Source organism: Chitinophaga sp. W2I13 (assembly GCF_050434005.1).
Lineage (GTDB): Bacteria > Bacteroidota > Bacteroidia > Chitinophagales > Chitinophagaceae > Chitinophaga.
Map to the genome: position 1 here is coordinate 2,934,167 of NZ_JBNPWD010000001.1, position 26,727 is coordinate 2,960,893.

A 26,727-nucleotide genomic window follows, 5' to 3' on the forward strand; every position below is an offset into this window, starting at 1 on the left:
ATGATACGCACTGTTAACTTACAGAAGCTGTTTACAACAGAAGAGGTAGAAACCACTGCTCTCAATGGTATTAACATGGAAGTGCAGGATGGAGAATTTGTGGCGATCATGGGGCCCTCCGGTTGCGGCAAATCCACTTTGCTGAACATATTGGGTTTGCTGGATAACCCCAGCGATGGCGAGTATCACTTCTGGGATAAGGAAGTAGCGCGTATGAGTGAAAGACAAAGGGCACAGCTCCGCAAAGGCTCTATTGGTTTCGTGTTCCAGAGCTTTAACCTGATCGATGAACTCACCGTTTTCGAGAACGTGGAGTTACCCTTACTTTATCTGAAAGTTCCTGCCGCTGAAAGAAAGGTGAAGGTAGAAGAGGTGCTGGAACGCATGAACATTATGCACCGCCGCAACCACTTCCCGCAGCAGCTGTCCGGTGGTCAGCAACAAAGAGTAGCTATTGCCCGCGCCGTGGTGGCCAAACCTAACCTGATATTGGCAGATGAGCCTACAGGTAACCTGGACTCCACCAACGGGGAAGAAGTAATGAAGTTATTGCAGGAGTTGAATAACTCCGGCACCACCCTGATCATGGTAACACACTCCCCATATGATGCAGGGTTTGCACACCGTATTATCAACCTGTTTGATGGACGCGTGGTGACAGAGAATATCAAGGAGCAGTTTCATGTGTGATTTTTTTTCCGCCATTCTAAAACCACATCATGATGTTTCGGAACTATTTCAAAATTGCTGTTCGTCATTTACAGCGTCATAAGTTCATTACGGTGATCAATATCTCCGGGCTGGCTGTAGGCATGGCCTGCTGCATACTGATTACGCTGTATGTGCGCGATGAGCTGGGTTTTGACAGGTTCCACCATAATGCGGACCGTCTCTACCGCGTTACAACTCAAACTACCCGTCCCACAGGTAATACCGAACATGACGCGGCTACCCAGTTTCCTGTTGGCCCCAATCTGAAAAAAGATATCAGCAGCATCAAAGAAGCAGTACGTATTTACGCACCGGGAAATACCCTCTATACTGCAGGAGATAAAAGAATATGGGAAGAAAATACAGGCTTTGCCGATGAACCTTTCTTCCGGTTTTTCAATTATCCGCTGCTGGAAGGAAATCCGGCTACCGTTTTAAAAGAACCATACTCCATCGTATTAACTGCATCTGCTGCAAAAAAATACTTTGGAAATGAATCGCCCATTGGAAAACTGATAAAGGTAGGCAATGGTTACAGCTGCACGGTAACCGGTGTGGCTAAGGACTTTCCATCCAATACAGATCTCCGCATGACCATGATCATATCGTACCCCACCATGCTGAAAGAAGCATTAAAAGCGGGCACCGATATGGAAAAACAGTGGTTCATGTTTGGCAATAATGTTACTTATGTGCAGCTGGCAGACCACGCAGATCCTGCTAAACTTACCAAAGAACTGGCCACTTTTGTATCTACTCATATTGGTCGAATACTGAAAAAGCATAACATACAGTTTGCGCTGGAATTACAACCCATTCAGCATGTACATCTGCACCCGCAGGGCGATAAAGGAATAGATAATTCCCCGTTGATCTGGTTATACATTGCTATCGCGGTTTTCCTGATCCTGATTGCCTGTATCAACTTTATGAATCTCACCACTGCGCGGGCACATGAAAGAGCAAAAGAAGTGGGGCTGCGTAAAGTACTGGGCGCTGAAAGAAAAAGCCTTATCCTGCAATTTCTTACAGAATCACTGGTGATCAGCCTTATCTCTTTTGTGCTGGCTATTTTGCTGGTAGGATTGGCGATGCCATTGTTTAATACTATTACCGGCAAACAATTGCTGTTGCTTTCTTCCGCAGATAGTTTTTTATATGCCGGCTTATTATTGCTGGTATTATTGGTGGGCCTGGTGGCCGGTAGCTATCCTGCGCTCTACCTGTCCGGGCTGATACCCGTACGCGTATTGAAAGGGAATTTTGTTACCTCCGGCTCCCGTGTGCTGGTACGCCGTGGATTAGTGGTGGCGCAATTTGCGGTAGCCGTGGCATTGATCATTTCCACGGTGGTGGTATTTTCCCAGCTCCGCTACTGGCAAACAAAAAACCTCGGATTCGATAAAGAACACCTCGTAAATATATACCTCTCCGGCGTGGATGGCGCCAAAGTTGCCTTGCTGAAATCCGCCTTCTTAAACCAATCGGGTGTGCAGCAGGCTTCCATGCATAATTTTTTAATGGGCAGTGGTGTGTTTAATAACAACCCGATAGTACGTGAAGGGGGAGATGATAAAGACGGCTTTGTTGCAGGAATCATTCAATCGGATTTCGACCTGCTCAAAACAACCGGCATCAAACTGGTGGCCGGACGTGATTTTGACCCTGCGCTGGCTACTGATTCTTCCGATGCCTATATCGTTAACCAGGCCGCTGCACGACAGTTAGGCTTTAAGGATGATGCAGTAGGCAAACGGATTGAGTGGCGACCCGGGTATATGGAAAGACATGGTACCATTATAGGAGTGGTAGAAGATTTCAATCTCCGCTCCCTGCAAATGCCGGTAGAGCCTATCGTCTACCTGGTAAGGCAGGATGAAGTAGCGATCATTACCCTGCGGCTTGCAGCAGGCGATCAAAAGGCTATATTAAAACGTGTGGAAGCCGCATGGAACAGTATGATTCCCGATGTGCCATTTAATTTCACTTTTGTGGAAGATGATATACAGGCACAGTATGCATCTGAACGTACACTGGGCAAATTATTCGGTATCTTCTCCGGCCTCGCCATCTTTATAGCCTGTATGGGCCTCCTGGGATTGTCTATGCTCATTTCCCGGCAGCGTACAAAAGAAATCGGTATCCGCAAAGTGCTGGGTGCTTCTATTGCCAATATTTCACTGTTGTTATCTAAAGACTTTCTCAAACTGGTTTTGATAGGGATCTGTATCGCTTCTCCCATAGCCTGGTACGGAATGGAAAAATGGCTGCAAAACTTTGCTTTCAGGGTGCACGTGGAATGGTGGGTGTTTTTACTCACCGCTGGAATGGTGGTGCTGATTGCATTGTGTACCGTTAGTTTGCAATCCATAAAAGCGGCGTTAATGAACCCGGTTAAATCACTTAGATCCGAATAAACATGATTAAAAACTATTTCCAAATTGCCTGGAGGAATCTGAAAAGAAGCCAGTTTTTCGCTGCTGTGAATATTGCAGGATTGGCCTTTGGCATGGCGGTGTGCATGTTTATCCTCTGCTGGGTTTTAGACGAATATAGTATTGATAAGTTCCATTCAAATGGCAAGAATATTTACCGGCTGCAGGCGAATGTGGACTGGGGCGGTATACGCACCATGACTGTCACACCAACTGTACTGGCGGATGATCTGAAAAGTAATTTCCCGGAGATCATGGCGAATGTGAAAGTCCGGGTGACCAACAGCAATCTGCTGTTTAAAACAGCGCAGCGATCCGCGCTGGAAAAAAATTACATATTCGCTACCTCTAACCTGCTGGAAGAGATGGACTTCCCGGTAGTAGCAGGAGATAAGCATACCGCATTGACGCAGCCGGAATCTATTGTACTGACGGAATCATTTGCAAAAAAATATTACGGTACCACCGATCTTGTAGGAAAGATCATTAACGTGGAAAAGAACAAAGCGCTGCAGGTAACAGCTATCGTGAAAGATGTGCCCGCTGCATCGTCCATTCAGTTCGACTTTATACTGCCCTTTGCGCTTTCCCTGAAGCAGGATCCCTGGCTGTTGAGGCCGGGCAGCTACAGTATTTCTAATTACATGGTGGTGAAAGCCGGAACAGATATTCCCCGCCTCACCGCAAAGATGCAGCAACATTACGCTAAACTCAACCCTGGTAATAAGAATGAAGTATGGCTGCAACCTTTTGAAGATACCTATCTGCATGAAAAATATGAAAATGGAAAAGTAGCCGGTGGAAGAATTGAATATGTACGTTTGTTTTTCATCACGGCGCTTATTGTACTGGCCATTGCCTGTATCAATTTCATGAACCTTTCCACTGCACAGGCATCTAAAAGAGCCCGTGAAGTAGGCGTGCGTAAATCGATGGGCGCTTCCAGGCTTTCGCTGATGTTGCAGTTTACCGGCGAAGCAATCCTGATGTGCGCTATAGCGGCTGTTGCCGCAGCAGTAGTGGTGTACTTACTGATGCCGGTATTCAATAATTTTACCGGCAAGCATATTACGTTTACGCTGTCTGTTACTGTTAAGTACCTGGTGGGGCTGTTAGGTGTAATATTGATCACTGGCTTGCTGGCAGGCAGCTATCCTGCTTTTGTGTTATCGCGTTTCCTCCCGGTGAAGGTATTGAAAGGTGATTTGAGCAGCGGGAGCGGAGCTTCCCTGTTCCGGAAAAACCTGGTGGTATTGCAGTTCGTGCTCTCTTTCATTTTTATTGTGAGCAGCGTAGTGATCTACAACCAGATGCAGTACATCTACCACCGTAACCTGGGGGTTGACAAGGAAAATGTAATGTATGTGGAATTGGGCGAAGGCTTTGCCGCAAACCAACAGGCGATTGAGCAATCAATGTCGCAGCTGCCGCAGGTGAAGTCATTTACCTACAACAGTTTCCTGCCATTGTCTATTGGCGGCTCAAGTGCCGACCTGAGCTGGGAAGGAAAGCCGGATAAGCTGATTGTAAATACCGCGCCGCAGCAGGTAGGATACGACTATGTTTCCACCATGGGAATGACGATGAAGGAAGGCCGTGATTTCTCCCGGGACTTTGCTTCGGACTCCGCTGCCTATATCATCAATGAAACCGCCGCCCGTGTAATGGGAATGAAGGACCCTGTAGGAAAACAAATCAGTTTCTGGAAGGGGAAAGGCACCATCATCGGCGTGGTAAAAGATTATCATTTTGCCTCTATGAGGGAAAATATTTCGTCGATGGTGATGATGCTGGAGCCGAAAGATAATAATTACATGATGATCCGCCTGGCAAAAGGAGAAGTTTCCAGCCAGGTGGCCGCAGTGGAAAAAGTATTCACTACGCTGAATGCCGGCTACCCGGTAGCCTATCACTTCCTCGATGAAACTTTTGATAACATGTACAGGTCGGAAACGATGCTACGTAAACTGGCGCAGGTATTTGCGGTAGTAGCGGTAATGATTTCCTGCCTGGGGCTGTTCGGACTATCTGTTTTTACTGCGGAACAGCGCAGGAAGGAAATTGGTATCCGGAAAGTATTAGGTGCTTCCGTAATGAACGTTACCCGTTTGCTTTCAAAAGAATTCCTGACCCTGGTGATCATTGGTATCTTACTGGCCACGCCTATCAGCTGGTACATGATGAATAACTGGTTATCCGGATTTGCATATCATACAAATTTATCTGCCTGGATCTTTATCATTGCTGGCTTACTGGCAGTGGTGATAGCCCTGGCAACTGTGAGTTTCCAGTCGGTGAAAGCCGCCATGGCCAACCCTGTAAAGTCTTTAAAAGCCGAATAATTTAACGTATATGTTTAAGCGTTATATCGTCATAACATTCAGAAATCTGCAGCGGCAAAGGTTGTTTACCTTTATCAACATCGCCGGGCTGGCTGTGAGCATGACAGTATGCTTGATCGTATTGATATCTGTCAGGGAAAATTTCAGTTATGATAATTTTCATCCTGCTGCTTCGCGTACCTGGAGAATCACTACCCATGCACAAACGCCGGATGGCAGAAAATATCATATGGCCAGTGTGCCATTACCAATGGGAGCGGCATTAAAAAATAATTATGCTGCCGTTGAAAATGAGGCCACCTTATATGGTGCTTTAAATGGAGACGGGAAAATAGATAAGAAGAAGATCCATATCTATGGTGCATTTGCCACACCTTCCTTCTTTGAGGTGTTTGGCTTTAAACTGGCTGCGGGTAATCCCCGCACGGCTCTGCTTACGCCCAACAGCATTGTGCTTACCGCAGAAACCGCCCAACGGTTTTTTGGGACCACTGATCCAATGGGAAAGGTAATCCTGTTCGATCGCTTTGGCAGCTTTATCGTTAGTGGCGTAATGGAACCTGCTCCCTCCAAATCCCATATCGATTACGAAGCCTTTGCGGCAATGTCGTCCGTGCCTTTACTGGAACAAAGCAAAGTATTGCCGGATAAGCTGAATAACTGGGACCAGGTACAGAGCAGCTACACCTATGTGGTGCTGCGCCGCGGCGAAAAGGTATCCGCCCTGGAGTCGGCGCTGAAGGACCAGGCCCATCGCTACGACGGGCTGGTGCAGAAAGGGCAGGGCAGCATGGCTTTCGAACCACAGGCACTCGGCAAAATCACACCGTCGCAGGAGCTGATGGACGATATCGGCGGTACACCGCCCTGGGGCAAATTACTCGCGGAAATAGGCGTAGCGCTGGGACTGATTATCTGCGCCTGCTTTAACTATACCAATTTATCTATTGTACGTTCCCTGCAGCGGGCTAAAGAAGTAGGCGTGCGAAAGGTAAACGGTGCCCAGCGCTGGCAGATATTCCTACAGTTTATTACAGAATCTGTGATCATGTGCATATTGTCGCTGATCATGGCGGTTTTACTGCTGATGCTGATGCAGTCCACTCATTTCAGCGGATTACCTGTTCCTGATAACAACCTCCTCGAACCCAGGCTGCTCCTGTTGTTCCTGTTATTTAGCATCGTTATTGGCATAGTAGCCGGGGCTATCCCGGCATGGGCTTTATCCGCCTTTCAGCCGGCTAAGGTGTTAAAGAACCTTATCGACATTAAACTTTTTGGCGGATTGGGATTGCGGAAAACACTTATCGTCATCCAGTTTTCCTTATCGTTAACCGCGATCATCTTCCTGGTCACCGTTTATCGTCAGTTCCATTACAAAGCCATTAAGGACATGGGCTTCTACCGTGAAGATATCCTCAATGTTCCGCTGGCAGATGTGGACTTTCAACGGATGAAGGAACGCATGATGCAATTGAAGGAAGTGACAACGGCAACAGCCAGCTCCGGAACGTTAGGCATGCCAAGACATTGTAACTTCTGCGTTATCCGTACCGGCGACAGCAAAGACAGGATGGAGTTTGGCTATTATGCCGGAGATGCGGACTTCCTCAAAGTAATGCACCTGAAACTATTGGCGGGCACTACTTTCCCTGAATCCGCTTCTGCTGAAAAAGAACAATATATTATCGTCAACGAAAAGGCGGTTAGTATAATGGGTATAAAATCACCGGCAGATGCTATCGGAAGAACACTGTTCCTGTCGGATTCCCTTCCCGTAAGCATTGTTGGTGTAGTGAAAGATTTCAACTTCCAGCCGATAGAAGTAAATATCCGCCCGATGGCGATCCGTTTTGCTCCCAACGAATTCCGTCAGCTGCAATTAGCGATGCTGAAAGGAGATAAAGAGCAGCAGGTAGCGGACGTAAAAAAAGTATGGACAGCCATGCATCCCGGAGAAGTATTCACGTCGGAATGGATGGATGAACAACTCCGAAGCCGGAATGGGAGAGAAGTAATTTCCATGCTGGGTTTCCTGGTATTCATTACCACCTTGATAGCTGCATTAGGGTTGCTGGGCATTGTAGCCTACACCTCTTTTACCCGCAGAAAGGAAATCGCTATCCGCAAAGTACTGGGCGCCAGTGCAGCGGGGCTATTAATGCTGTTGTCTAAAAGCTATATAAAATTAATCGTCATAGCAGGCTGTATTGCCCTGCCACTGGGATATATAGGCAGCCTGCTTTTCCTGCAGATATTTGCTTACCGGGTAAGCACGGGCATTTTGGCAATGCTGGGAAGTTTCCTGTTCCTGGTATTCCTGGCACTGATTACCATTTTTTCACAAACCTGGAGAGCTATTGAAGTGAATCCGGCAGATAACCTGAGAAATGATTGACTATGCTGCTATTCAACTACATAAAACTTGCCTGGCGCAATCTTGCAAAAAGAAAGCTGTACAGCTTCATCAATATCGGTGGGCTGGCAGCGGGTTTGTGCGCCTGCATGCTGATTATGTTGTATGTAGTGCATGAGCTGAGCTATGATCGTTTTCATAAAGATAGTTCCAGGATTTATTCACTGTTTGAGAAGATTAAACTGGAGAAAGATACGATGCAGCTGGAGCGTTTTAACGCAACAACGGCAGCCTCTATCCAGCAACAGAACGCGGCCGTGGAGAGTTATATCCGCATGGGCAACCTCGCCAGCGAATCCATTATCATGCAGAGTGTGGCCAATCCCAATATTAAAAGCGAGGAGCGTGACACCTGGTTTACAGACGCCAACTACTTCAGCTTTTTCTCTTTCCCCTTGCTGTTCGGTGATAAGAATGAGGTATTGAAGCAGCCTTTTACAGCGGTAATTTCGGCTTCCACTGCCAGGAAATATTTTGGAAGTACAGATGTAATAGGAAAACAGCTGCGATATAATGGCAAGTACATTTTCCAGGTATCAGGAGTAATGGCCGATGCACCTTCCAATTCCAGTATCCAGGCTAATATACTGTTGTCGTATTCCAGTATGGCCGGCATCGAATCAATGAGGGAAATTATTTCCGGCGAACGTGGATTTGCCGGCGTCTTTTTTAAAGTGTTCCTAAAGCTGGATGATCCCGCTCACGCAGCCGCCGTAGTACAAAATATCGACCGGCTGATAGCTGCTCAGTTGGATCAGGGGAGAGCGGTGATGGTACCCATCACCCGGATGCATACTGATGCTAATTTCAGCCCGGGGTTTAATCTTCGATATCTGAAGTTGTTTCCCCTGGTAGCAGCGCTGATCCTGCTGATGGCATTGATTAACTATATGAGTCTTTCCACCGCCCGGGCAACGATGCGCGCCCGTGAAATAGGGGTGCGGAAATCGCTGGGCGCCGATCATAAAAACATTGCCAAACAATTTTATGTAGAATCGGCCCTCTATGCTTTCCTGGCATTTTGCCTGGCGCTGTTGTTGTGCCAGTTATTACGCCCCTGGTTCTTCAACCTGCTGCAGCTGAAGGTGGATGTAAGCTTTCTTTACCACCCGGTAGTACTCATGATTTATGTGCTGTTATTGCTGATCACTATTTTACTGGCAGGCAGTTATCCTTCGTTTGTTCTTTCCCGTTATAATCCTGTTTACATTTTGTCGGGGAAGATGAGTCGCGTAAGCGGCGGCGCCTCCGTAAGGAAAGTATTAACGGTATTGCAGTTTGGAACCGCAGCAGTGCTCATCATTTGCAGCATTGTTATTAACCGGCAGCTGTATTTCTTCCGTCATGCTGCAACCGGCATCAATAAAGAGAACGTGGTAATGCTGCCATTTCAGGGCTCTATGGGGAATCACTACCAGGCTTACCGGCAGCAGGTGGCTGCTTTGAATGGTGTGCAGCAAACGGCTACAGCCCGTTATCCGTTGTATGGCGGTTACGATATGTGGTTTGTGATGGGAGAAGGTAACCGTCCGCCAATGGCGTTGTCTATGCTCAGCATGGATCATTCCCTGTTTGGGTTAACAGGACTGCAATGGAAATTTCCGCCGGCAGATTCCACACAGCTGGGCATGCCGGATAAAATAGTGCTGAATGAATCTGCCGTGGAAAGCTTTGGTTTTTCGGGATATCCGTTGGGGAAGTATATAAATTTAGGAGATAAGAAGGTAGAGGTGATTGGCGTAGTAAAAAACTTTCACTATAAATCATTGCATTCAGCCATCACCCCGCTGGGCATAAATGTGGAGAAGGATAATACCGCTTTATGGGGCGCTAACAGCCCAGGATGCATGTTTGTAAAAGTGGCGCCAAAACAGAATATGCCTGCCCTGATGGCGAAAATACAAAAGATATATGCTGCGTATGATATGCAGGAACCTTTTGAATATACCTTCCTGGATGAAGCATTTGGCAGGTTGTATACTGCGGAAGACCGGCTGGCCGGGATCTTTGGCTGGTTTACGGTACTCACCGTGCTGATATCGGCACTGGGATTACTGGGACTGGCAGCCTTTTCGGCTGAGCAGCGTACACGCGAAATTGGCGTGCGTAAAGTATTGGGCGCCAGTGTGGCGCAGATTACCACCTTACTGTCGAAAGAATTTATCCGGTTAGTAGTGATCGCATTAGTGATTGCCTCACCGGTGGCGTGGTACCTGATGCGGCAATGGTTACAGCAATTTGCTTTCCGCATCGATCTGCAACCCTGGATGTTTATATTGGCTGCCATTATCGCCGTAACAACAGCGTTACTGGCCATCGGCCTGCAAACCGTAAAAGCCGCCGTCGGGAACCCGGTAAACGCATTAAAAATTGAATAACAAGTGAACAGCAAATCAGAGTGTGTGTCTACACGCCCTGCTTTTATTTTTATCACTTTAAATATAACCGTATGTTAAAGAGCTATTTAAAAATTGCCTGGAGGAATTTGCGGAAACAGAAAGTGTTTGCTGCGGTTAACATCGTGGGAATGAGTACCGCATTATGTGCTGCATTGCTTTTGTCTCTTACCGCATACCGGGAATGGACCTACGATAATTTTCATAAAAATGGAGAAGATATATACCAGCTGATTGGCGTGCAAGATACCGGAGGCCAGGTAAAAACAGGCGCCAGTATGTCGAAGCCACTGGCAGTAGCTTTGCAGAAAGAAGTACCGGGAGTAAAGTATACCACTTTTATAGCCGGGTATAACGTGCCTGTAAGATATGGTACCAACCACTATTACCTGGGTGCGCAAATGGTAGACAAGGATTTTCTGAAGATGTTCACCTTTCCACTGCTAAAGGGAGATAAGAATAGCGCACTGCAGCAGCTGAACCAGGTGGTGCTCACAAAACGCGCTTCCGGCATACTGTTTAAAGATACCGATCCGGTAGGCCAAACGGTGGAACTGAACCTGGGCGGTAAATGGCAGCCTTTCATTGTAAGCGCAATAGCAGCAGATATCCCCGATAATTCTGGAATGGGCTTCGAATTACTCACACGGTTTGAGAATGAACCGGAGTATAACATCACCAAAAACGATTGGAGCGCCTCTAATTTTCCACTGTTTGTTCAGTTGGAACCTGGCGTCAGTAAAACTTCTTTCGAGAAAAATATGAGTGTGGTGGTGAACAAATATTATAAAGGGAAGATAGAAGACCTTCAAAAGAATGCGGGTGGCGTTAAAAATGTATTTTACCTGAAAGGATTGCCGCTGAAAGATTTTCACCTCAATGCAGAGAGTACTTTTTACAGTGGCCTGAATAAATTTTATCCCTGGCTGATGATCATCCTTGCTACGCTGATCATCAGTATAGCCGCTATCAATTTTATAAACCTTTCCATTGCCAGATCCTTTGCCCGCAGCGGTGAAATAGGATTGCGGAAATCGCTGGGTGCACAAAATGGCCAGCTGCTGCTGCAGTTCTGGGCAGAAGCTTTTCTCCTGTGCTGCTTTGCACTGGTACTGAGCCTTGGCCTGATGATCCTGCTGCTGCCTTATTACAACCAGGTGTTTGGGCATCATATTGCATTGGGCATCTTCCGTAATATTTGGGTGTTAGCCGGCGCCATTGCCGGTTTCTTCGTGATCACATTACTGGCAGGTGGTTATCCCGCCTGGAAAGTAGCGCGACTCAATATCCTGGAGGTGCTGAAAGGCAAGCTGGGTATGGGTAAAAGCAGCGGGGTGCGCAACGTGCTTATTATAGTACAGTTTATGGTAGCAGTGGTGCTGATCAGCTGTACCTCCATCATCTGGCAACAGCTTAATTTCATACAGTCGGCCCCGTTAGGATACAACTCATCCCAGGTGATCAGCATCCCGCTTGATAATGCTACGCCGTCTGATATCACTTCCATGAAAAACAGGCTCACAGAGCTGAGCGAAGTAAGAAGCGTGAGTGGCAGCATGTTAAACCTCGGGCTGGGAAAGGACGGGTCTTCCGGCAACTGGACCAGGGGCTTTATGTATAAAGATCGCCATGTTTCCACGCAATGCCTCGCAGTAGATTACGACTACGCCAAAACACTGGACCTGAAAATATTATCCGGCCGCGATTTCTCCCGGGAGTATGGAACAGACAGTAACGCCGTGGTGATCAATGAACTGATGGCGAAACAATTAGGCGTAACTGATCCTATAGGCGTAAGCTTCCGCATGAGCGAGGACGAGCCGCCGTTACACGTGATCGGCATGGTGAAAGATTATCACTTTGAATCATTACATAAGAAAATCAGTCCGCTGGTGATGATCATGAACGCTCCCCTGAATTATATCTTCGTTAAAGTAGAAACATCCAACCCGGTGGCATCACTGAAAAAGATCACTGCACTCTGGAAGGGAATTAATGAGCTGTCGGAAAGTGATCCTTCTTTCCTCGATGAAAATGCACAACGGCTATATACACAGGAACAACGGTTTTCAAAGATATTTATGAGCGGGGCGGTACTCGCCGTTATCATTTCCTGCATGGGATTATTTGCTATTGCAGTACTGGTGATGGCACACCGCAAAAAAGAAATCGGGATCCGTAAAGTATTGGGCGCATCAGTGAGTGGAATTGTGATGCTGTTATCGAAAGATTTTCTTCGCCTGGTACTCGTAGCCGTATTAATAGCCGCCCCGGCAGCCTGGTACTTCATGCATCAATGGCTGGAAGGCTTTGAATACCATACCACCATTCACTGGTGGGTATTCGGGGCAGCAGGGCTGATGGCGGTATGTATCGCATTCTTAACCGTGAGCCTGCAATCCGTGAAAGCCGCGCTGGCAAACCCGGTAAACAGTTTAACAAGGGATTAATATTAAAATATCACCTATGATGTGGCGTAATTATCTGAAAACAGCTTTAAGAAATCTGAAGAAACGTAAACTGTATTCGGCGATCAATATCACCGGTCTGTCTGCGGGCATTGCCTGTTTCATACTGCTGGCGCTGTATTTAAGGAATGAATGGACCTACGATAACTTCCATGCACATGCCACGGAATTATATCGTATCCGCTTCGACTATGGCGAGAAAGACCAGGAAGTAACCCACACCGCCCTCACCCCGAGCGGACTGGCGCCGGTGATGAAGGATTTTCCGGAGGTGAAATACATCTCCAGGGCCTATCCTTCAGCTACTACGGTGGCTTATGGCGACAAGGTAATGAACGAGAAGGGGTTTCTTTATGCAGATCCTGCTTTTTTCAACATGTTTTCTTTCCCGCTGATAGCAGGAAATGCAGCCACTGTTTTGAGCGGGCCCAATATGGTGGTACTATCTGAAACAATGGCCAGGAAGTATTTTGGCACCACGGATATAGTAGGTAAAACACTGAAGATTAATAACAAAAATGAATACCAGGTAACCGGTGTAGCCATAGATGCTCCTGCGAACACCCACCTGAAATTTGATTTTGTAGCCAGTTATGCCTCGCTGGGTAGGCAAGACACCTGGAATTCAGCCAATGATTACACCTACGTACAGATGGCCGGCAAAGCCACTGCCGGCGCGCTGCACGGGAGGTTACAGAACCTGATAAAAGAACAGATGGGGAGTGTTACCAGGAGTGGCGTTACGCTTGATTTTGTGCCGGAGTCCGTACCGGGAATTCATCTCCATTCTATTGCCCTTAATTCAACAGAAGCTGGCGGGGATATCCGCTATAATTATATTCTTACCATCATAGCCGCGCTATTGCTGCTGATTGCATGTATCAACTTTATGAACCTCGCCACGGCCCGTTCCGCGGAAAGAGGCCGTGAAATCGGTGTGCGGAAAGCCCTGGGCGCCGTGCGCAGGCAGCTGTTCTGGCAGTTCATTGCCGAGTCTACGCTGATCAGCTTTTGCGCTGTGGTACTGGGAATAATGATTGCGTTGGTATTATTGCCGGTATTTAACAATATGGCCGGCGTCACCCTGAAGCTCGGACTGGACAGCTATCACATCTACCTGTGGCTGGCGGGTGTCTTTCTTTGTACCACCTTTTTTGCAGGTACCTATCCGGCCTTGTTCCTGTCGGGCTTCCGGCCGGTACAGGTATTAAAGGGACGGGTTATGCACACTTCAGGTGGCAGCATCCGTAAAAGCCTCGTCGTATTCCAGTTTGCCGCTTCCGTGTTCTTTATCATCTGCACATTGGTGGTGAGCAACCAGCTAAAATATATTCAGCAAAAGAAATTAGGACTGGACAGGTCGCAGGTGTTGGTATTATCAGGAGAAAATTTTAACCGGCAGATGCTGGAAGCCTTCAAGGGCAGGCTGTTGCAACAGTCGGGTATCAAATACGTCAGCGCCTCGTACGACTCACCGGTATCAGTGGGCGGTGGCTACACTATTGGTAACCTGGAAGGAAAACCGGCGGATTACAGTATGAATATTACCGCGATCCCCGTGGAGAAAGATTACCTGCAAACAATGGGAATTTCATTGCTGGCCGGTGCAAACTTAACCGACGCGGATGTACAGGATATTTTAAAGGAAGATAAAGACCGGGTATATCATTTCCTGCTTAACGAAACCGCCATAAAGCAGTTGGGCTGGACGGCTGAAACGGCAGTTGGAAAACGCATGGTGATGAATGGCCGCGCAGGAACCATCAAAGGGGTGATGAAGGATTTCCACTTCGCCTCCATGAAAAGCAAAATTGAACCCATCGTTGTTTTCCCGGAATATGAATGGTTCGGGGAAGTGCTCATCAAAACTTCAGGAGATAACCAGCAGCAGGTGATAGCAGGGATAGAAAGGATCTGGAAGGAATACCTGCCCGCTGTGCCTTTCGGATATCATTTTATGGACGAAGACTTTAACGGATTATATAAATCGGAATTCAGAACCGGTACCATTTTATCAACCTTTTCTATTGTTATTATCCTTGTTTCCTGCCTTGGTTTACTGGGGCTGGCTGCGTTTACTGCAGAACAGCGTACCCGCGAAGTGGGTATCCGCAAGGTGTTGGGCGCTTCGGCCACCAGTGTGGTGGCGTTGCTGTCGAAAGATTTTATTAAGCTGGTGCTGATATCGCTTTGTATTGCTTCCCCGTTTGCCTGGTATGCTATGCATCAATGGCTGGAAGGCTTTGCCTATCACACCCGTTTACATGCAGGCACCTTTCTCCTGGCAGGCACTATCGCCATTGTAATCGCTTTGCTCACCGTGAGTTTGCAGTCGGTGAAGGCGGCATTAATGAACCCGGTTAAAAGCCTGAGATCAGAATAAACTAATCTGGATAACCGGAGCAGCTACTTTTAATTATATTGCTGAGCCGATATGCAGAAAATATCAACATAAATTAAAAACAAATTACCGATCATGATACAATTGCAGAAAATTTCCAGGCATTACCCGGTTGGATTCGGAAAAAATTATATCCTGAAAGATATCGACCTCACTATCAATGAAGGCGAGTTTGTATCTATTATGGGGCCTTCCGGTTCCGGGAAATCTACCTTGCTGCATATTATGGGTTTACTGGAAGAACCATCCGAAGGACAATACCTGTTTGAAGGAGAGCGTGTGGACAGGATGAACGAGAAAAAAAGGACCCAGTTGCACCGGGGTTCCATTGGATTTGTGTTCCAGGCCTATCACCTGATTGACGAATTAACCGTGTACGAAAATATTGAAACGCCGTTACTGTACAAGAACATTCCAGCTTCAGAAAGAAAGAGCCGGGTGGCAGATGTACTGGACCGCTTTAATATGGTAGCTAAAAAAGACCTGTTTCCCAACCAGCTATCCGGCGGACAGCAGCAACTGGTAGGTATTGCCCGCGCTATTGTGGCCGAACCCCGGGTGATCCTGGCCGATGAACCCACCGGTAACCTGCACTCCGATCAGGCGAAAGTGATCATGCAGCTGTTTAAACACCTGAATGAACAAGATAAAATTACAATCGTGCAGGTAACCCACTCAGACGTGAATGCCACCTACGGCAACCGCGTTATCCAGATCCGCGATGGACATATTCAGCCATAAGAAAGGCGGATCAGTTTTAAGAATTTGTAAAAAAAAGATTATGTTGTACACTCAATTAGTGAGGTATACTGCCATACCTACTAAATTTTTGCCTTCTATCAAGAAGGGTGGAAAAGTATCATCACAATTATTATATTTTTGGAATGTTATGAGAATATCCCGAATAGCAGGAGTAATCCTGATTTTATTGTTTGCTAACATAACATCCGCTGATGCGCAGGATACGTGGAGTTTACAACGTTGTGTGGATTATGCCTTGCAAAATAACCTGACAGTTAAACAACAGGAAGTACAAAAACGCCTGGCAGATCTCACTTTACAGCAAAGCCGCCTGCAAATGATCCCCGGTTTCAGCGGGTCAGTAACAGGAGGGTATACGGATGGTAGAAGCGCCAGCCTGGGAGATAACCAGTATGTTAACCAAACCGTGTTTAACTCCAGTGGTAACCTGAATATGCAGGCGAACCTTTTTAGCTGGTTTTATCAGCAAAAAACAATTGCCGCCAACAAACTGGATGCACAGGCCAATAGCTTCCTGCTGGAAAAAGCCAGGAATGACCTCGCGTTTAACGTGGCCACTGCTTTCCTGCAGATACTGCTCAATATTCAAACAGAGAAAGTAAACGAAGAAAACGTCCGGCTGACCAATTCCAACCTGGATAATACCAAGAAACTGGTTATTGCAGGTTCCGTACCCGAAAGCAACCAGGCCGACCTGGAAGCGCAACTGGCACTGGACAGCAGTAACCTGGTAACCGCCCAGAACAACGTGACCCTGGCCATTCTCCAGATGAAGGCTTATCTCAACCTCGGATTTGAGATCCCCTTTAAACCGGATGTACCTGAAAATATTTCTTCCCTGCCATTATCTGCCTTGCAGGAAATGGCGCCGGAAATGGTGTACAGCGCCGCTTTAACCAACTATCCGCTGGTAAAATCGGATGAACTGAAGATCCAGAGCGCCGCCAAAGCATACCAGGCGGCCAAAGCGCAGTTGTATCCCAACCTGAGCATAAGCGGCGGCCTCAGTACCTACTACGCCAATAACTATTATGAGGATATTGCGCAAACAAAGGTGCTGCCGTTTCATGATCAGATCAGCAACACCTACCGGAAAAATATTGGATTAACGCTTAACATACCTATTTTTAATGGCTGGCAGCAACGTACCACTGTAGCCAGGGCTAAAATAAATGTATACAGCCAGGAACTGATCCGCGACCTGGATCACCAGAAACTCCGGCAGGATATTTATACCGCCCATGCCAATGCAATAGCGGCCTTACAGAAATATAATGCATCTGCCACAGGCGTAATGGCGGCCCAGAAAGCGTATGATTTTGCCACCAAACGCTTCAACCTCGGATTAATGAACACCATTGATTATATCACAACGCAAAGTAAATTGTATAATGCGCAGGTAAACAAGGTGCTTGCTCAATACGATTACATATTTAAAATGAAATTGCTGGAATTCTACCGGGATCAGAAAATATCACTGTAGCCGTTCCGGGAAATTAAATTGCTTTATGAAGAAGAAACAACTTTACTGGTTCATAGGCATACTTTGTTCACTCGTTATTTTGTTCCTGGTGCTTAAAGCGGCCGGGGTAATTGGTAAGGAAGAAGGACTTAAAGTTGCTGTAGACAATGCTTCTAATAGAAATATTATAGAAGTGGTTACCGCCAGCGGTAAAATTTATCCTGAAATAGAAGTAAAAGTAAGCTCCGACGTTTCCGGCGAAATCACAGACCTTCCCATCCTGGAAGGCGACTCCGTAAAAAAAGGGCAGGTACTGGCACGTATATACGCAGATATCTACGGATCGATGGTAGATAAAGCGGCGGCCTCCATGAGCCAGTCGCAGGCGCAGCTGGCCAACTCCGCTGCGGCGCTGAACTCCTTTAAGGCCCGTCTTGATCAAAACAAGGCTGCCTACAACAGGAACAAAGAACTCCTTGCCCAGAAAGTAATCTCCAAATCAGAGTTTGAAACAGCCGAAGCAACTTATCTCGCCTCCCTGGCAGATTATAACGCGGCTGTGCAACAGATCAACGGAAACAAGTTTGCCGTTGCCAGTGCGCAGGCCAACCTGAATGAAGCCAATAAAAACCTGGGTCGTACCACCATTTCCGCTCCCATGGGCGGTATCGTTTCCCTGCTGTCTGTAAAGAAAGGAGAACGCGTGGTGGGTACTGCACAAATGACCGGTACCGAAATGCTGCGTATCGCTGATATGAACACCATGGAAGTACAGGTAGACGTGGGCGAAAACGATATTCCAAAAGTAAAATACGGCGATACTGCCATTATTGAAGTGGATGCATATAACAGCCGGGAATTTAAAGGTATTGTAACACAAATTGCCAGCTCCAGCAAAGGCGCCGCCACAGCTACGGTAAGCACCGCATCCTCCGCAGAGCAGGTAACCAGCTACATTGTACATATCCGCATCCTGCAGGAAAGCTACCAGGATCTTCTTGATAAGAACAAGAAAACGTATCCCTTCCGCCCTGGTATGAGTGCCAGTGTGGATATTCAAACCAGGCATGTAAATAATGTACTGGCCATCCCAATTAACTCCGTAACTACCCGCGACGCCGATTCTACCAAAGGAAAGGACGACAAAAAGAAAGCGGCGCCGGTACAGGATAATACTACCCCCGGCTCTTCTGCCGATACCAAACCCGTGCTGAACGAGGTGGTATTTATACTGCAGAAAGATGGTACCGTTAAAATGGTACCCGTTAAAACCGGCGTACAGGACGACGCCTGGATCCAGATCACTTCCGGCCTGAAAGCCGGCGACCAGGTGATCAGCGCTCCTTATACCGCCATCTCCCGTACCCTCGAAAATGGCAAAAAAGTAAAAGTAGTACCAAAGGCCGAACTGTTTGAAGGGCAGGCAAAATAACGCAGTTACACAACTTTCATATAAAAAAAGAGGTCGTTTTTCAACAAAGAAAAACGACCTCTTTTTTGGTGTTTTCGCTGATCAGTTTTTTCTTTGAAAAATGTATAAAACATTGATATACAATACGAGTTTCCTCGAAGCGCGTCTAAGCAGCGCACCAAAACCCTGTGCAACAAACTGACTACCACCATCTTACCGATCAAGTCCACCTCACCTCCACCTCAGCTCCATGTTATCTCCACATCAAAGGCATGTTCAAAGTATCTCCAAAGCATGGTAAAAGCAACTGCAAAGCATCACGTACATCATCTTCCCCCACTTCTTTAATTACCCCATCTCCAAAAGAAAAAGAATAAAAATCGTGGTAATCAGCAAAATCAGCGTAATCAGCGGGAAAGACAACCTCCGCTTCAGCAAAAATGCTTTATTGCTTTTTAATTACATTGCATAAAAATTTGCATTGTGAGCAAGAGCATTGGAATTATAGGCAGTGGCAGCTGGGCTACTGCACTGGCTAAGATCCTGACAGATAACGGACATCATATACATTGGTGGATAAGGAATGAAGTCACCATACGTCATATGCAGCTGCGTCATCATAATAAACATTATCTCACCTCCGTATATTTCGATACCAGCCTGCTAAGCCTCAGTAGTGATGTAAAAGCAGTAGTGGCGGCCTGCGATGAGCTGGTGCTGGCTGTGCCCAGTGCTTTTCTGGAAGATGTGTTAGGCATGTTACCCGCCGATGCACTGATCAATAAAGAGGTCATTTCTGCGATTAAAGGGCTGGTACCAAGTACCAACGACCTGATAGGAGAATATCTTCTCAAACAATTCAATTTACCGGCAAGCCGGTATTTTACGATTACAGGCCCCTGCCATGCGGAAGAAGTAGCCAGCGAAAAGCTGTCTTACCTTACCTTCTCCGGCGCTCAGCTGGACACTACCCAGTCTATCGCCGATAAATTTACCGGCAGCTACCTGCAAACAATTGTAAACACCGATGTGATTGGCGTACAGCTGGCGGCGGTACTTAAAAATATTTACGCCATGGGCGCCGGTATTGCACACGGGCAGGAGTATGGAGATAACTTCCTCAGCGTATTTATTACCAACTGTTTCCGGGAAATGCAAAGTTTCCTCGAAAAATATGAAGAACAGAAAGCGGCGGTGGCCGGAACGGAGCCGGTAGTGCATAATTACAGCGCCAGCGCTTACCTGGGCGATCTGTTGGTTACCTGCTATTCACTGCATAGCCGTAACCGTACTTTTGGCAATATGATCGGGAAAGGGTACAGCGTAAAAGCGGCCCAGCTGGAACTGAATATGATCGCAGAAGGTTATTACGCCAGCAAATGTATGCATGAAATGAACAGGAATATAGGGGCATATATGCCGGTTGCCCAGGCTGTATATGCTATCTTATGGCAGCAGGTGCATCCTTCAGAGGCGTTCCTGTCCCTTGAAAAAGGGTTTATATAAAATGGCCGGCTGTTAGTCTTCCCGGGCTAACAGCCGTTTGCCAGTCGCTTAAAAATCATCGTAGTCCTCATAATTATCTTCCCCGATCTTCATAATTGCCCGCACATTCGGGAAATACTGCTTAATAAGACTGGCAATCCGGGTGAAAAGATACTCGCTTAACACCGGTCCCTCGTAATACTCAATCTCATTGGTCTCGTCCGAGATGATATATTCCGTGATATTACGGTCAATAATGGCTTGAAAGCGCCTTTGCCGTGGGAGTTTCCTCAAACTGATTTTGGTTGGAACACCATCTACATTAAATGTACATGCAATGTTTCGCATAACGGCGATTGGGTTTAAATGAGAAAATGGAATGGTTAAAATTTGCGCTTCACATGGTAGCTTGGGTGCTTACTTCAGCTAAAATAAGCTGAAATGGACAAAGAAACATTATTGATTACCAATTACGATAATAATGTTGCTATATGTATCCCGAATTACCACTATTTCGGGCAAATTGTAATACAATTATAAATAATTATGATTACATTGACTGTTAATCAAATGTAAATGGCCCGACTTTATTTTATTCACGCCTTCTACCTGTGGATACGGGACAATATGTGTAGAATTATTTCTACACTTTCTGATAGCCCAATCCCCTGAAACCTAATACAGCAGGCATTGGATTGATATTTGAAACATCCTATGTCCCGATCCGGAAAATTGAGGACTTGGTTACTTGTTAACTGCGTAGTATAAAATTTTTACCATGAAGATTAGAACCTTGCTTTTTGTTACTTCTTACCCGCCCCGGGAATGTGGAATTGCAACTTTTGCACAGGACCTGGTAAACGCAATGAATAAGAATTTTGCCGGTAATCTGAATATTGAGGTGGCAGCACTGGAAGAAGCAGGCAAACCTGCCAATATGAAAGAAATACCAGTTACTTATTCAGTGAACCCGTTTGATATTGACGAGTGCATTGATTTTGCACAGAAAATAAATGAGAACGACAAAAATAGACCTGGTTTGTTTTGAACACGAATTTGGCCTGTATGGTGGAGAATACGGTCATAACCTCCTGGCCATGCTTTCCTTACTGGATAAACCTTTCGTGGTACGTTTCCATACCGTGCTGCCTTATCCCGATCATAAATGCACTAAGGTAGTAAGCCTGATCAGCGCACTCGCCGCAAAAGTGATTGTAATGACACGCTCGTCTGCCACCTTACTGCAGCAGGTATATCATGTGCCGGCTGAAAAGATTGTGCATATACCACACGGTACACACGCGCATATCGTGGAAGATGTGGATGCGCTGAAGAAACAATACAATGTGGAAGGAAGGATGGTACTGAGCACATTTGGTTTGCTCAGCGAAAACAAAGGCATCGAAACAGGCATCAGGGCCATGAAGGATATTGTAAAACAATATCCCGGCGCCATTTACCTGGTGCTAGGGAAAACCCATCCCGTAGTATGCTCCCGTGAAGGAGAAAAATACCGCGAGTCACTGGAACAACTGGTACAGGAACTCGGCCTGGAAAACAATGTACGATTCGTAAATAATTATCTTTCCCTGAAAACATTACTCGATTATTTATCTCTTACAGATATTTACCTTTTTACGTCAAAAGATCCGCATCAGGCAGTAAGCGGAACTTTCGTTTACGCCATGAGCGCCGGTTGCGCGGTGATCTCCACATCATTTGTGCAGGCACGCGAAATGCTGGAAGATGGCGCCGGTTGCCTGGTAGATTTCAATAACCCGGAACAAATTGCTGCATGCGCGATACCGCTGCTCGGCAATCCGGAGCTACGTGCGCAGATGAGCCAGTCGGCCATTGAAAAAACACGCAACTCCATCTGGGAAAACGTGGCCATTGCACACATGAGCGTGATCAGCGAAGCACTGGCAGAAGACAAGATCCTGCCCAACCTGCCGCCGCCATACCTCGATCACATCGATCGTATGACCGACGAAATCGGTATGCTGCAGTTTTCCAAGCATGACATCCCGGACCCTGCTTTCGGATATACCCTGGACGACAACGCAAGGGCGCTTATTGCTACCTGCATGTACAGCAGCGAATTAAATTCCAGCAGCTTCGTCAACTCCCTGACCCGTAAGTACATCGACTTTATCGCTTACTGTCAGCAGCCTTCGGGGAAATTCCTTAATTATGTGGATATCGACCGTCAGTTTAATAAAATGAATGAGGAAGTAAACCTGGAAGACGCCAATGGGCGTGCTGTATGGGCGCTGGGGTATGCCCTTGCATCGCATCATCACCTGCCCTTTGATGCAGTGCAGGATGTATCAGCCATATTCAACAAATGCTTCAACTGGATGGAATCACTGAAATCACCCAGGGCGATGGCATTCACCATCAAAGGACTGTATTATTTCCTTTCTTATAAACCCGGTGGCAAGGCAGTGGAAATTTTGCAACATCTGGCTGCAAAATTGTATGATCATTACAAACAGGAAGCAGATGAAACCTGGCATTGGTACGAATCCTATCTCACCTACGGTAACGCCGTATTGCCTGAGGCAATGATGATGGCCTACCAGGTAAGCGGGATTGATGCTTACCGCAGAACCGCGGAAAACAGCCTGACCTTCCTTTGCAGCAAAACCTTTACAGACAGTCATATGAAGGTGATCAGCAATAAAACATGGTACCACAGGAATAACACCCAGCAACAGGAAGATGGTGGCGAACAATCTATAGAAGTAGCCTATACTATGCTGGCTTTAAATACGTTTTATAACACCACAAAAAATAAATCATATTTGGAAAAGATGCGTTTGGCATTCAGTTGGTATTTAGGGAATAATCACCTGAAACAACTTGTTTATAATCCATTAACTTACGGTTGCTACGACGGACTGGAGAAAAATAATATAAACCAGAATCAGGGCGCCGAGTCGACTGTATGTTACCTGATTGCCAGATTATTAATGGAACAATGGAATAAACATAAGTATGTTACACCGAAACAAAACAGCCTGGCACCAGTCAGACTTGGCTACAACTGAGAATAACATGAAGTATCCCAGCATATTGATTATAGATGATGAGCCTGATATATGCAGATTATTGCAACTTACGCTTGTACGTCATGGATATAATGTGAAGTATGTGCATGAACTGGAGGCAGGAATGAAGTCAATTTTCAAACATCAGCCTGATCTCCTTTTTCTGGACATCCACCTGCCCGACGGATCGGGCCTTGAGGCTTTGCCGGTGATCAAGGAACGTTGTCCCACGTTACCTGTAATCACCATCAGCGCCTATGACAATGCGATGGAAAAGCAAACAGCACTGAAAGCCGGAGCCGCCTTTTTCCTGGCTAAACCTTTCAGTCTCAAAAACGTTGATGAACTGATCGATAGTATCAAAATAAAAAGCTGATAAGGCCCTCTTGGTTATAATCAGTAATTTTAACCAGCTATTCTGTTGCCAATTACCACATATTAAAGAAGTATGAAAAATATTCTAATAATAGACGACGAAATTAATATCTGTACACTCCTGAGTAAATTTCTCGGGAAACATGGTTTTGATGTAGACACCACCATGACGGGTGGTGCTGCACTTAAAATGATGAAAGAAAAAACCTATGACCTTGTACTCTGTGATTACAGGCTGAAAGACACCGATGGTGCACAACTGCTGCAGGATATCCATCAGATCAATCCTTCAACCATTGTTATCATTATTACAGGTTACACAGATGTAAGAGTAGCTGTGGAAATGGTGAAAAATGGTGCATATGATTATCTTTCCAAACCGTTGTACCCGGATGAAATTCTCAACCTCGTACATAAGGCCTTCGCCCATAAAGAGGCGGAACAGGAAAGGCGCGCATCCAGACCAGTGGAGTCGGGCAGTGAACCCGAAGAAGTCCGGGAAACATTACTGTCCCGTAACCAGGACGACAAGAACAATAAATATGTATACGGTGAAAGCGAAGGTGCGAAGGAATTAATAAGACAAATCAAACTGGTGGCGCCCACCGATTACAGCGTCATCATTTTCGGGGAAACCGGTACCGGTAAGGAATCCGTGGCGCATCTTATTCACCATCACAGTAAAAGAAACCAGCAGCCGTTTGTTGCGCTGGATTGCGGTAGCCTCTCCAAAGAACTGGCCGCAAGTGAATTGTTCGGCCATGAAAAAGGCTCTTTTACCGGCGCTATCAATACCAAAATAGGCGCTTTTGAACAGGCACAGGGCGGCACCCTGTTCCTGGATGAAATCTCCAATTTATCGTACGATATACAGGTGGCCCTGTTACGCGTGTTACAGGAAAAGGTAATTCGCCGGGTGGGAAGCCTGAAAGAAATACCGATCGATGTACGTATCATTGTAGCCTCCAACGAAAAGCTCTCTGAATCCGTGCAGCGCGGTAAGTTCAGGGAAGACCTGTTCCATCGCCTCAATGAGTTCACCATTTATATTCCGCCTTTGAGGGAACGCCGCGAAGATCTGCCACTGTTCACTACCGCCTTTGTAGACCAGGTGGAAAGGGAACTGGATAAGTCATGCGGTAAAATTTCTTCTGAAGTATGGGACTGCTTCCAGCAATACAACTGGCCCGGTAATATCCGCGAACTGAAAAATGTGATCAGGAGAGCCTGTTTGCTTACACCTGAAACGGAAGATATTACCATGATTGCATTGCCGCTGGAAATGAAAGAATCTTTTAACCAGATCCCGGAAGAAGTACATGTTTCCGGTGAACTGGCGCTTCTTTCCAACGACAATGACCTTAAAACAGTAGCCCTCCAGGCAGAATACAATAAGATTATAAATGTGCTGAAAGAAGTGAAGTATAATAAAACAAAAGCAGCGCAGGTGTTGAATATCGACCGTAAAACCCTGTATAACAAATTACGGTTGCTGAATATAAATTATTGATCAAATAAATGTTTATTCCCCGGGAAACAGCCGTCTCCCGGGGAATAAATTATCCGATAGCGGGTATTGCAATCGTAAATACCGCTCCCTTTCCAGGCTCACTATCTACATGTATAGTTCCTTTGTGATTTAGTAAAATGTTCTGCGTGCTGGTTAAGCCAAGACCAGTGCCTTTCGACTTACTGGTATAGAAAGGATCAAACAAACGCGCCAGCTTGTCTTCCGGTATGCCAGCGCCATTGTCGCGGATCATCAGCTTTGCCTTATCCTGGTTAAGCATAGTGGTGATGGTGAGTACACCTTTCCCCGGCACCATCGCCTCAATGGCGTTGATAACAATGTTCAGTAAGGCAATCACAACTTTTTCTTCATCGGCATTAATGATCACATCCGGTGATACCAGGTTTTTTTCCACACGGATTTCATTCAGTTGTAACCGGTCGCCGGATAGCAGCAGCGCTTTCTCTATCAGGTTGTTGATCCCCACCGGTTCCATATGCAGTTCAATCATACGGGTGCTGTGCAGCAGTTCTGTAATCAGCTGGTTGATACGTGTGCAGTTGCGCTCAATGATATCTGTATACATCAGTGTATCATCGTTTGCCACCACCGCTTCTTCTTCTTTGAACTGGCTTACGGCCAGCAGTATATTGGTGAGCGGGTTTCTTACTTCATGTGCTATCACCCTGGCAATACGCCCGGTGATTACAAATTTTTCCTGGTGTTGTTTCTCCTGTTCTTCTCTCTTTTTCTCAGTAATATCCTGGATCACACAAAGGAATATCTGTGCCGCTTCGTCCAGCATTACGGCATTGATCAGCACCACCAGTTTTTTGTTGTCGGCAGTTTTGAAATCATATTCCTGTAAATTGGCAATGCCGCTGTTGCAGATGTTATTCAGAAAATTTTCACTCTGATCTTTGGAGATAAAGAGATCCCGCAGGTGCAGTTTTAGTATTTCTTCCCGGTTGTATTGAAGCGTTCTTAATGCTGCGGGATTGGCGTCGATAATATTCCGGTCGCAATCGGCCAGCACAATCAGGTCATGTGCCTTTTCGAAAATGCCATAGTATTTTTTCTCACTTTCCTCAATAGACCGGCGATGGTTGAATTCATCGAGCGCGTACCGGATGGACCTTTCCAGGAGGTCGGCGGTCATTTCTCCTTTCACCAGGTAATCGTAGGCGCCGGCCTGCATTGCTTCCCGGTCGATGTTATAATCGCCTTTACCCGTAAGCATAATTACCGGCGGCTGATGATGCATCTGATGCAGCCTTCGAAGGATATCAATACCCGTATTGGGCCCCAGCCGGTAATCTACCAGGAATACGTCGTGCGTATTGTCTTCTATGGCAGCCAGTCCCTTCTGATAGGTAGAAGCCCATTCAAGCACATATTGGCCGGGTGAAATATCATGCAGTAATTCTGTTACGAGAAAGAAATCGTCTTCATCATCGTCTATCATTAAAATGTGTATCGGGCGCTCGCTCATCGCAATAG

The 26,727-nt window shown here is 46.4% G+C and carries 17 protein-coding genes; 15 read left to right on the top strand and 2 right to left on the bottom strand.

Annotated elements, in window-relative coordinates:
* From QFZ48_RS12030 to QFZ48_RS12080, 11 genes are all read left to right on the top strand, one after another.
* Window positions 1–690 (top strand): ABC transporter ATP-binding protein, encoded by a 690-nt coding sequence (locus QFZ48_RS12030; RefSeq protein WP_079471266.1) that lies wholly within the window; start codon window positions 1–3, stop codon window positions 688–690.
* A gap of 29 nt (window positions 691–719) precedes the next feature.
* Window positions 720–3,128 (top strand): ABC transporter permease, encoded by a 2,409-nt coding sequence (locus QFZ48_RS12035; RefSeq protein WP_429062414.1) that lies wholly within the window; start codon window positions 720–722, stop codon window positions 3,126–3,128.
* Between the two features lie 2 nt (window positions 3,129–3,130).
* Window positions 3,131–5,488 (top strand): FtsX-like permease family protein, encoded by a 2,358-nt coding sequence (locus QFZ48_RS12040; RefSeq protein ID WP_429042717.1) that lies wholly within the window; start codon window positions 3,131–3,133, stop codon window positions 5,486–5,488.
* Window positions 5,489–5,498: 10 nt separating this feature from the next.
* On the top strand, window positions 5,499–7,886 hold the full coding sequence (locus tag QFZ48_RS12045) for an ABC transporter permease (RefSeq protein ID WP_429042714.1): 2,388 nt from the start codon (window positions 5,499–5,501) through the stop codon (window positions 7,884–7,886).
* Window positions 7,887–7,888: 2 nt separating this feature from the next.
* On the top strand, window positions 7,889–10,282 hold the full coding sequence (locus tag QFZ48_RS12050) for an ABC transporter permease (RefSeq protein WP_429062415.1): 2,394 nt from the start codon (window positions 7,889–7,891) through the stop codon (window positions 10,280–10,282).
* Window positions 10,283–10,353: 71 nt separating this feature from the next.
* Window positions 10,354–12,750 (top strand): ABC transporter permease, encoded by a 2,397-nt coding sequence (locus tag QFZ48_RS12055; protein WP_429062416.1) that lies wholly within the window; start codon window positions 10,354–10,356, stop codon window positions 12,748–12,750.
* Window positions 12,751–12,766: 16 nt separating this feature from the next.
* Window positions 12,767–15,151, top strand: a complete 2,385-nt coding sequence (locus QFZ48_RS12060) for an ABC transporter permease (protein WP_429042706.1) — start codon at window positions 12,767–12,769, stop codon at window positions 15,149–15,151.
* Window positions 15,152–15,244: 93 nt separating this feature from the next.
* Complete coding sequence (locus tag QFZ48_RS12065) at window positions 15,245–15,910, top strand: ABC transporter ATP-binding protein (RefSeq protein ID WP_429042704.1); 666 nt, start codon at window positions 15,245–15,247, stop codon at window positions 15,908–15,910.
* Window positions 15,911–16,058: 148 nt separating this feature from the next.
* A complete protein-coding gene (locus QFZ48_RS12070) occupies window positions 16,059–17,414 on the top strand; it encodes a TolC family protein (RefSeq protein WP_429042701.1) in 1,356 nt (451 codons plus the stop codon).
* A 25-nt stretch (window positions 17,415–17,439) separates the two neighbouring features.
* On the top strand, window positions 17,440–18,825 hold the full coding sequence (locus QFZ48_RS12075) for an efflux RND transporter periplasmic adaptor subunit (protein ID WP_370908658.1): 1,386 nt from the start codon (window positions 17,440–17,442) through the stop codon (window positions 18,823–18,825).
* Window positions 18,826–19,287: 462 nt separating this feature from the next.
* The gene (locus QFZ48_RS12080; protein ID WP_429062418.1) at window positions 19,288–20,310 is read left to right on the top strand and encodes an NAD(P)H-dependent glycerol-3-phosphate dehydrogenase; all 1,023 of its coding nucleotides are present in this window, start codon (window positions 19,288–19,290) and stop codon (window positions 20,308–20,310) included.
* Between the two features lie 48 nt (window positions 20,311–20,358).
* On the opposite strand, the gene QFZ48_RS12085 is transcribed toward QFZ48_RS12080, so the two are convergent.
* The gene (locus tag QFZ48_RS12085) at window positions 20,359–20,637 is read right to left on the bottom strand and encodes a hypothetical protein (RefSeq protein WP_079471254.1); all 279 of its coding nucleotides are present in this window, start codon (window positions 20,635–20,637) and stop codon (window positions 20,359–20,361) included.
* Window positions 20,638–21,067: 430 nt separating this feature from the next.
* Here QFZ48_RS12085 and QFZ48_RS12090 point away from each other — a divergent pair, with 430 nt between their 5' ends.
* From QFZ48_RS12090 to QFZ48_RS12105, 4 genes are all read left to right on the top strand, one after another.
* A complete protein-coding gene (locus tag QFZ48_RS12090; protein WP_429062419.1) occupies window positions 21,068–21,337 on the top strand; it encodes a hypothetical protein in 270 nt (89 codons plus the stop codon).
* The gene (locus tag QFZ48_RS12095; protein ID WP_429062422.1) at window positions 21,303–23,342 is read left to right on the top strand and encodes a glycosyltransferase; all 2,040 of its coding nucleotides are present in this window, start codon (window positions 21,303–21,305) and stop codon (window positions 23,340–23,342) included. Before QFZ48_RS12090 ends, QFZ48_RS12095 begins: the two co-directional genes overlap by 35 nt.
* A 7-nt stretch (window positions 23,343–23,349) precedes the next feature.
* Window positions 23,350–23,718 carry a response regulator gene (locus QFZ48_RS12100; protein WP_370908655.1) on the top strand — a complete coding sequence of 123 codons (369 nt, stop codon included), beginning with the start codon at window positions 23,350–23,352 and terminating at the stop codon, window positions 23,716–23,718.
* 72 nt (window positions 23,719–23,790) lie between these two features.
* Window positions 23,791–25,227: a sigma-54-dependent transcriptional regulator gene (locus QFZ48_RS12105; protein WP_429042690.1), complete on the top strand. Its 1,437-nt coding sequence runs from the start codon at window positions 23,791–23,793 to the stop codon at window positions 25,225–25,227.
* Window positions 25,228–25,276: 49 nt separating this feature from the next.
* On the opposite strand, the gene QFZ48_RS12110 is transcribed toward QFZ48_RS12105, so the two are convergent.
* The gene (locus tag QFZ48_RS12110; RefSeq protein ID WP_429062425.1) at window positions 25,277–26,719 is read right to left on the bottom strand and encodes an ATP-binding protein; all 1,443 of its coding nucleotides are present in this window, start codon (window positions 26,717–26,719) and stop codon (window positions 25,277–25,279) included.
* Window positions 26,720–26,727 lie beyond the last annotated feature (8 nt).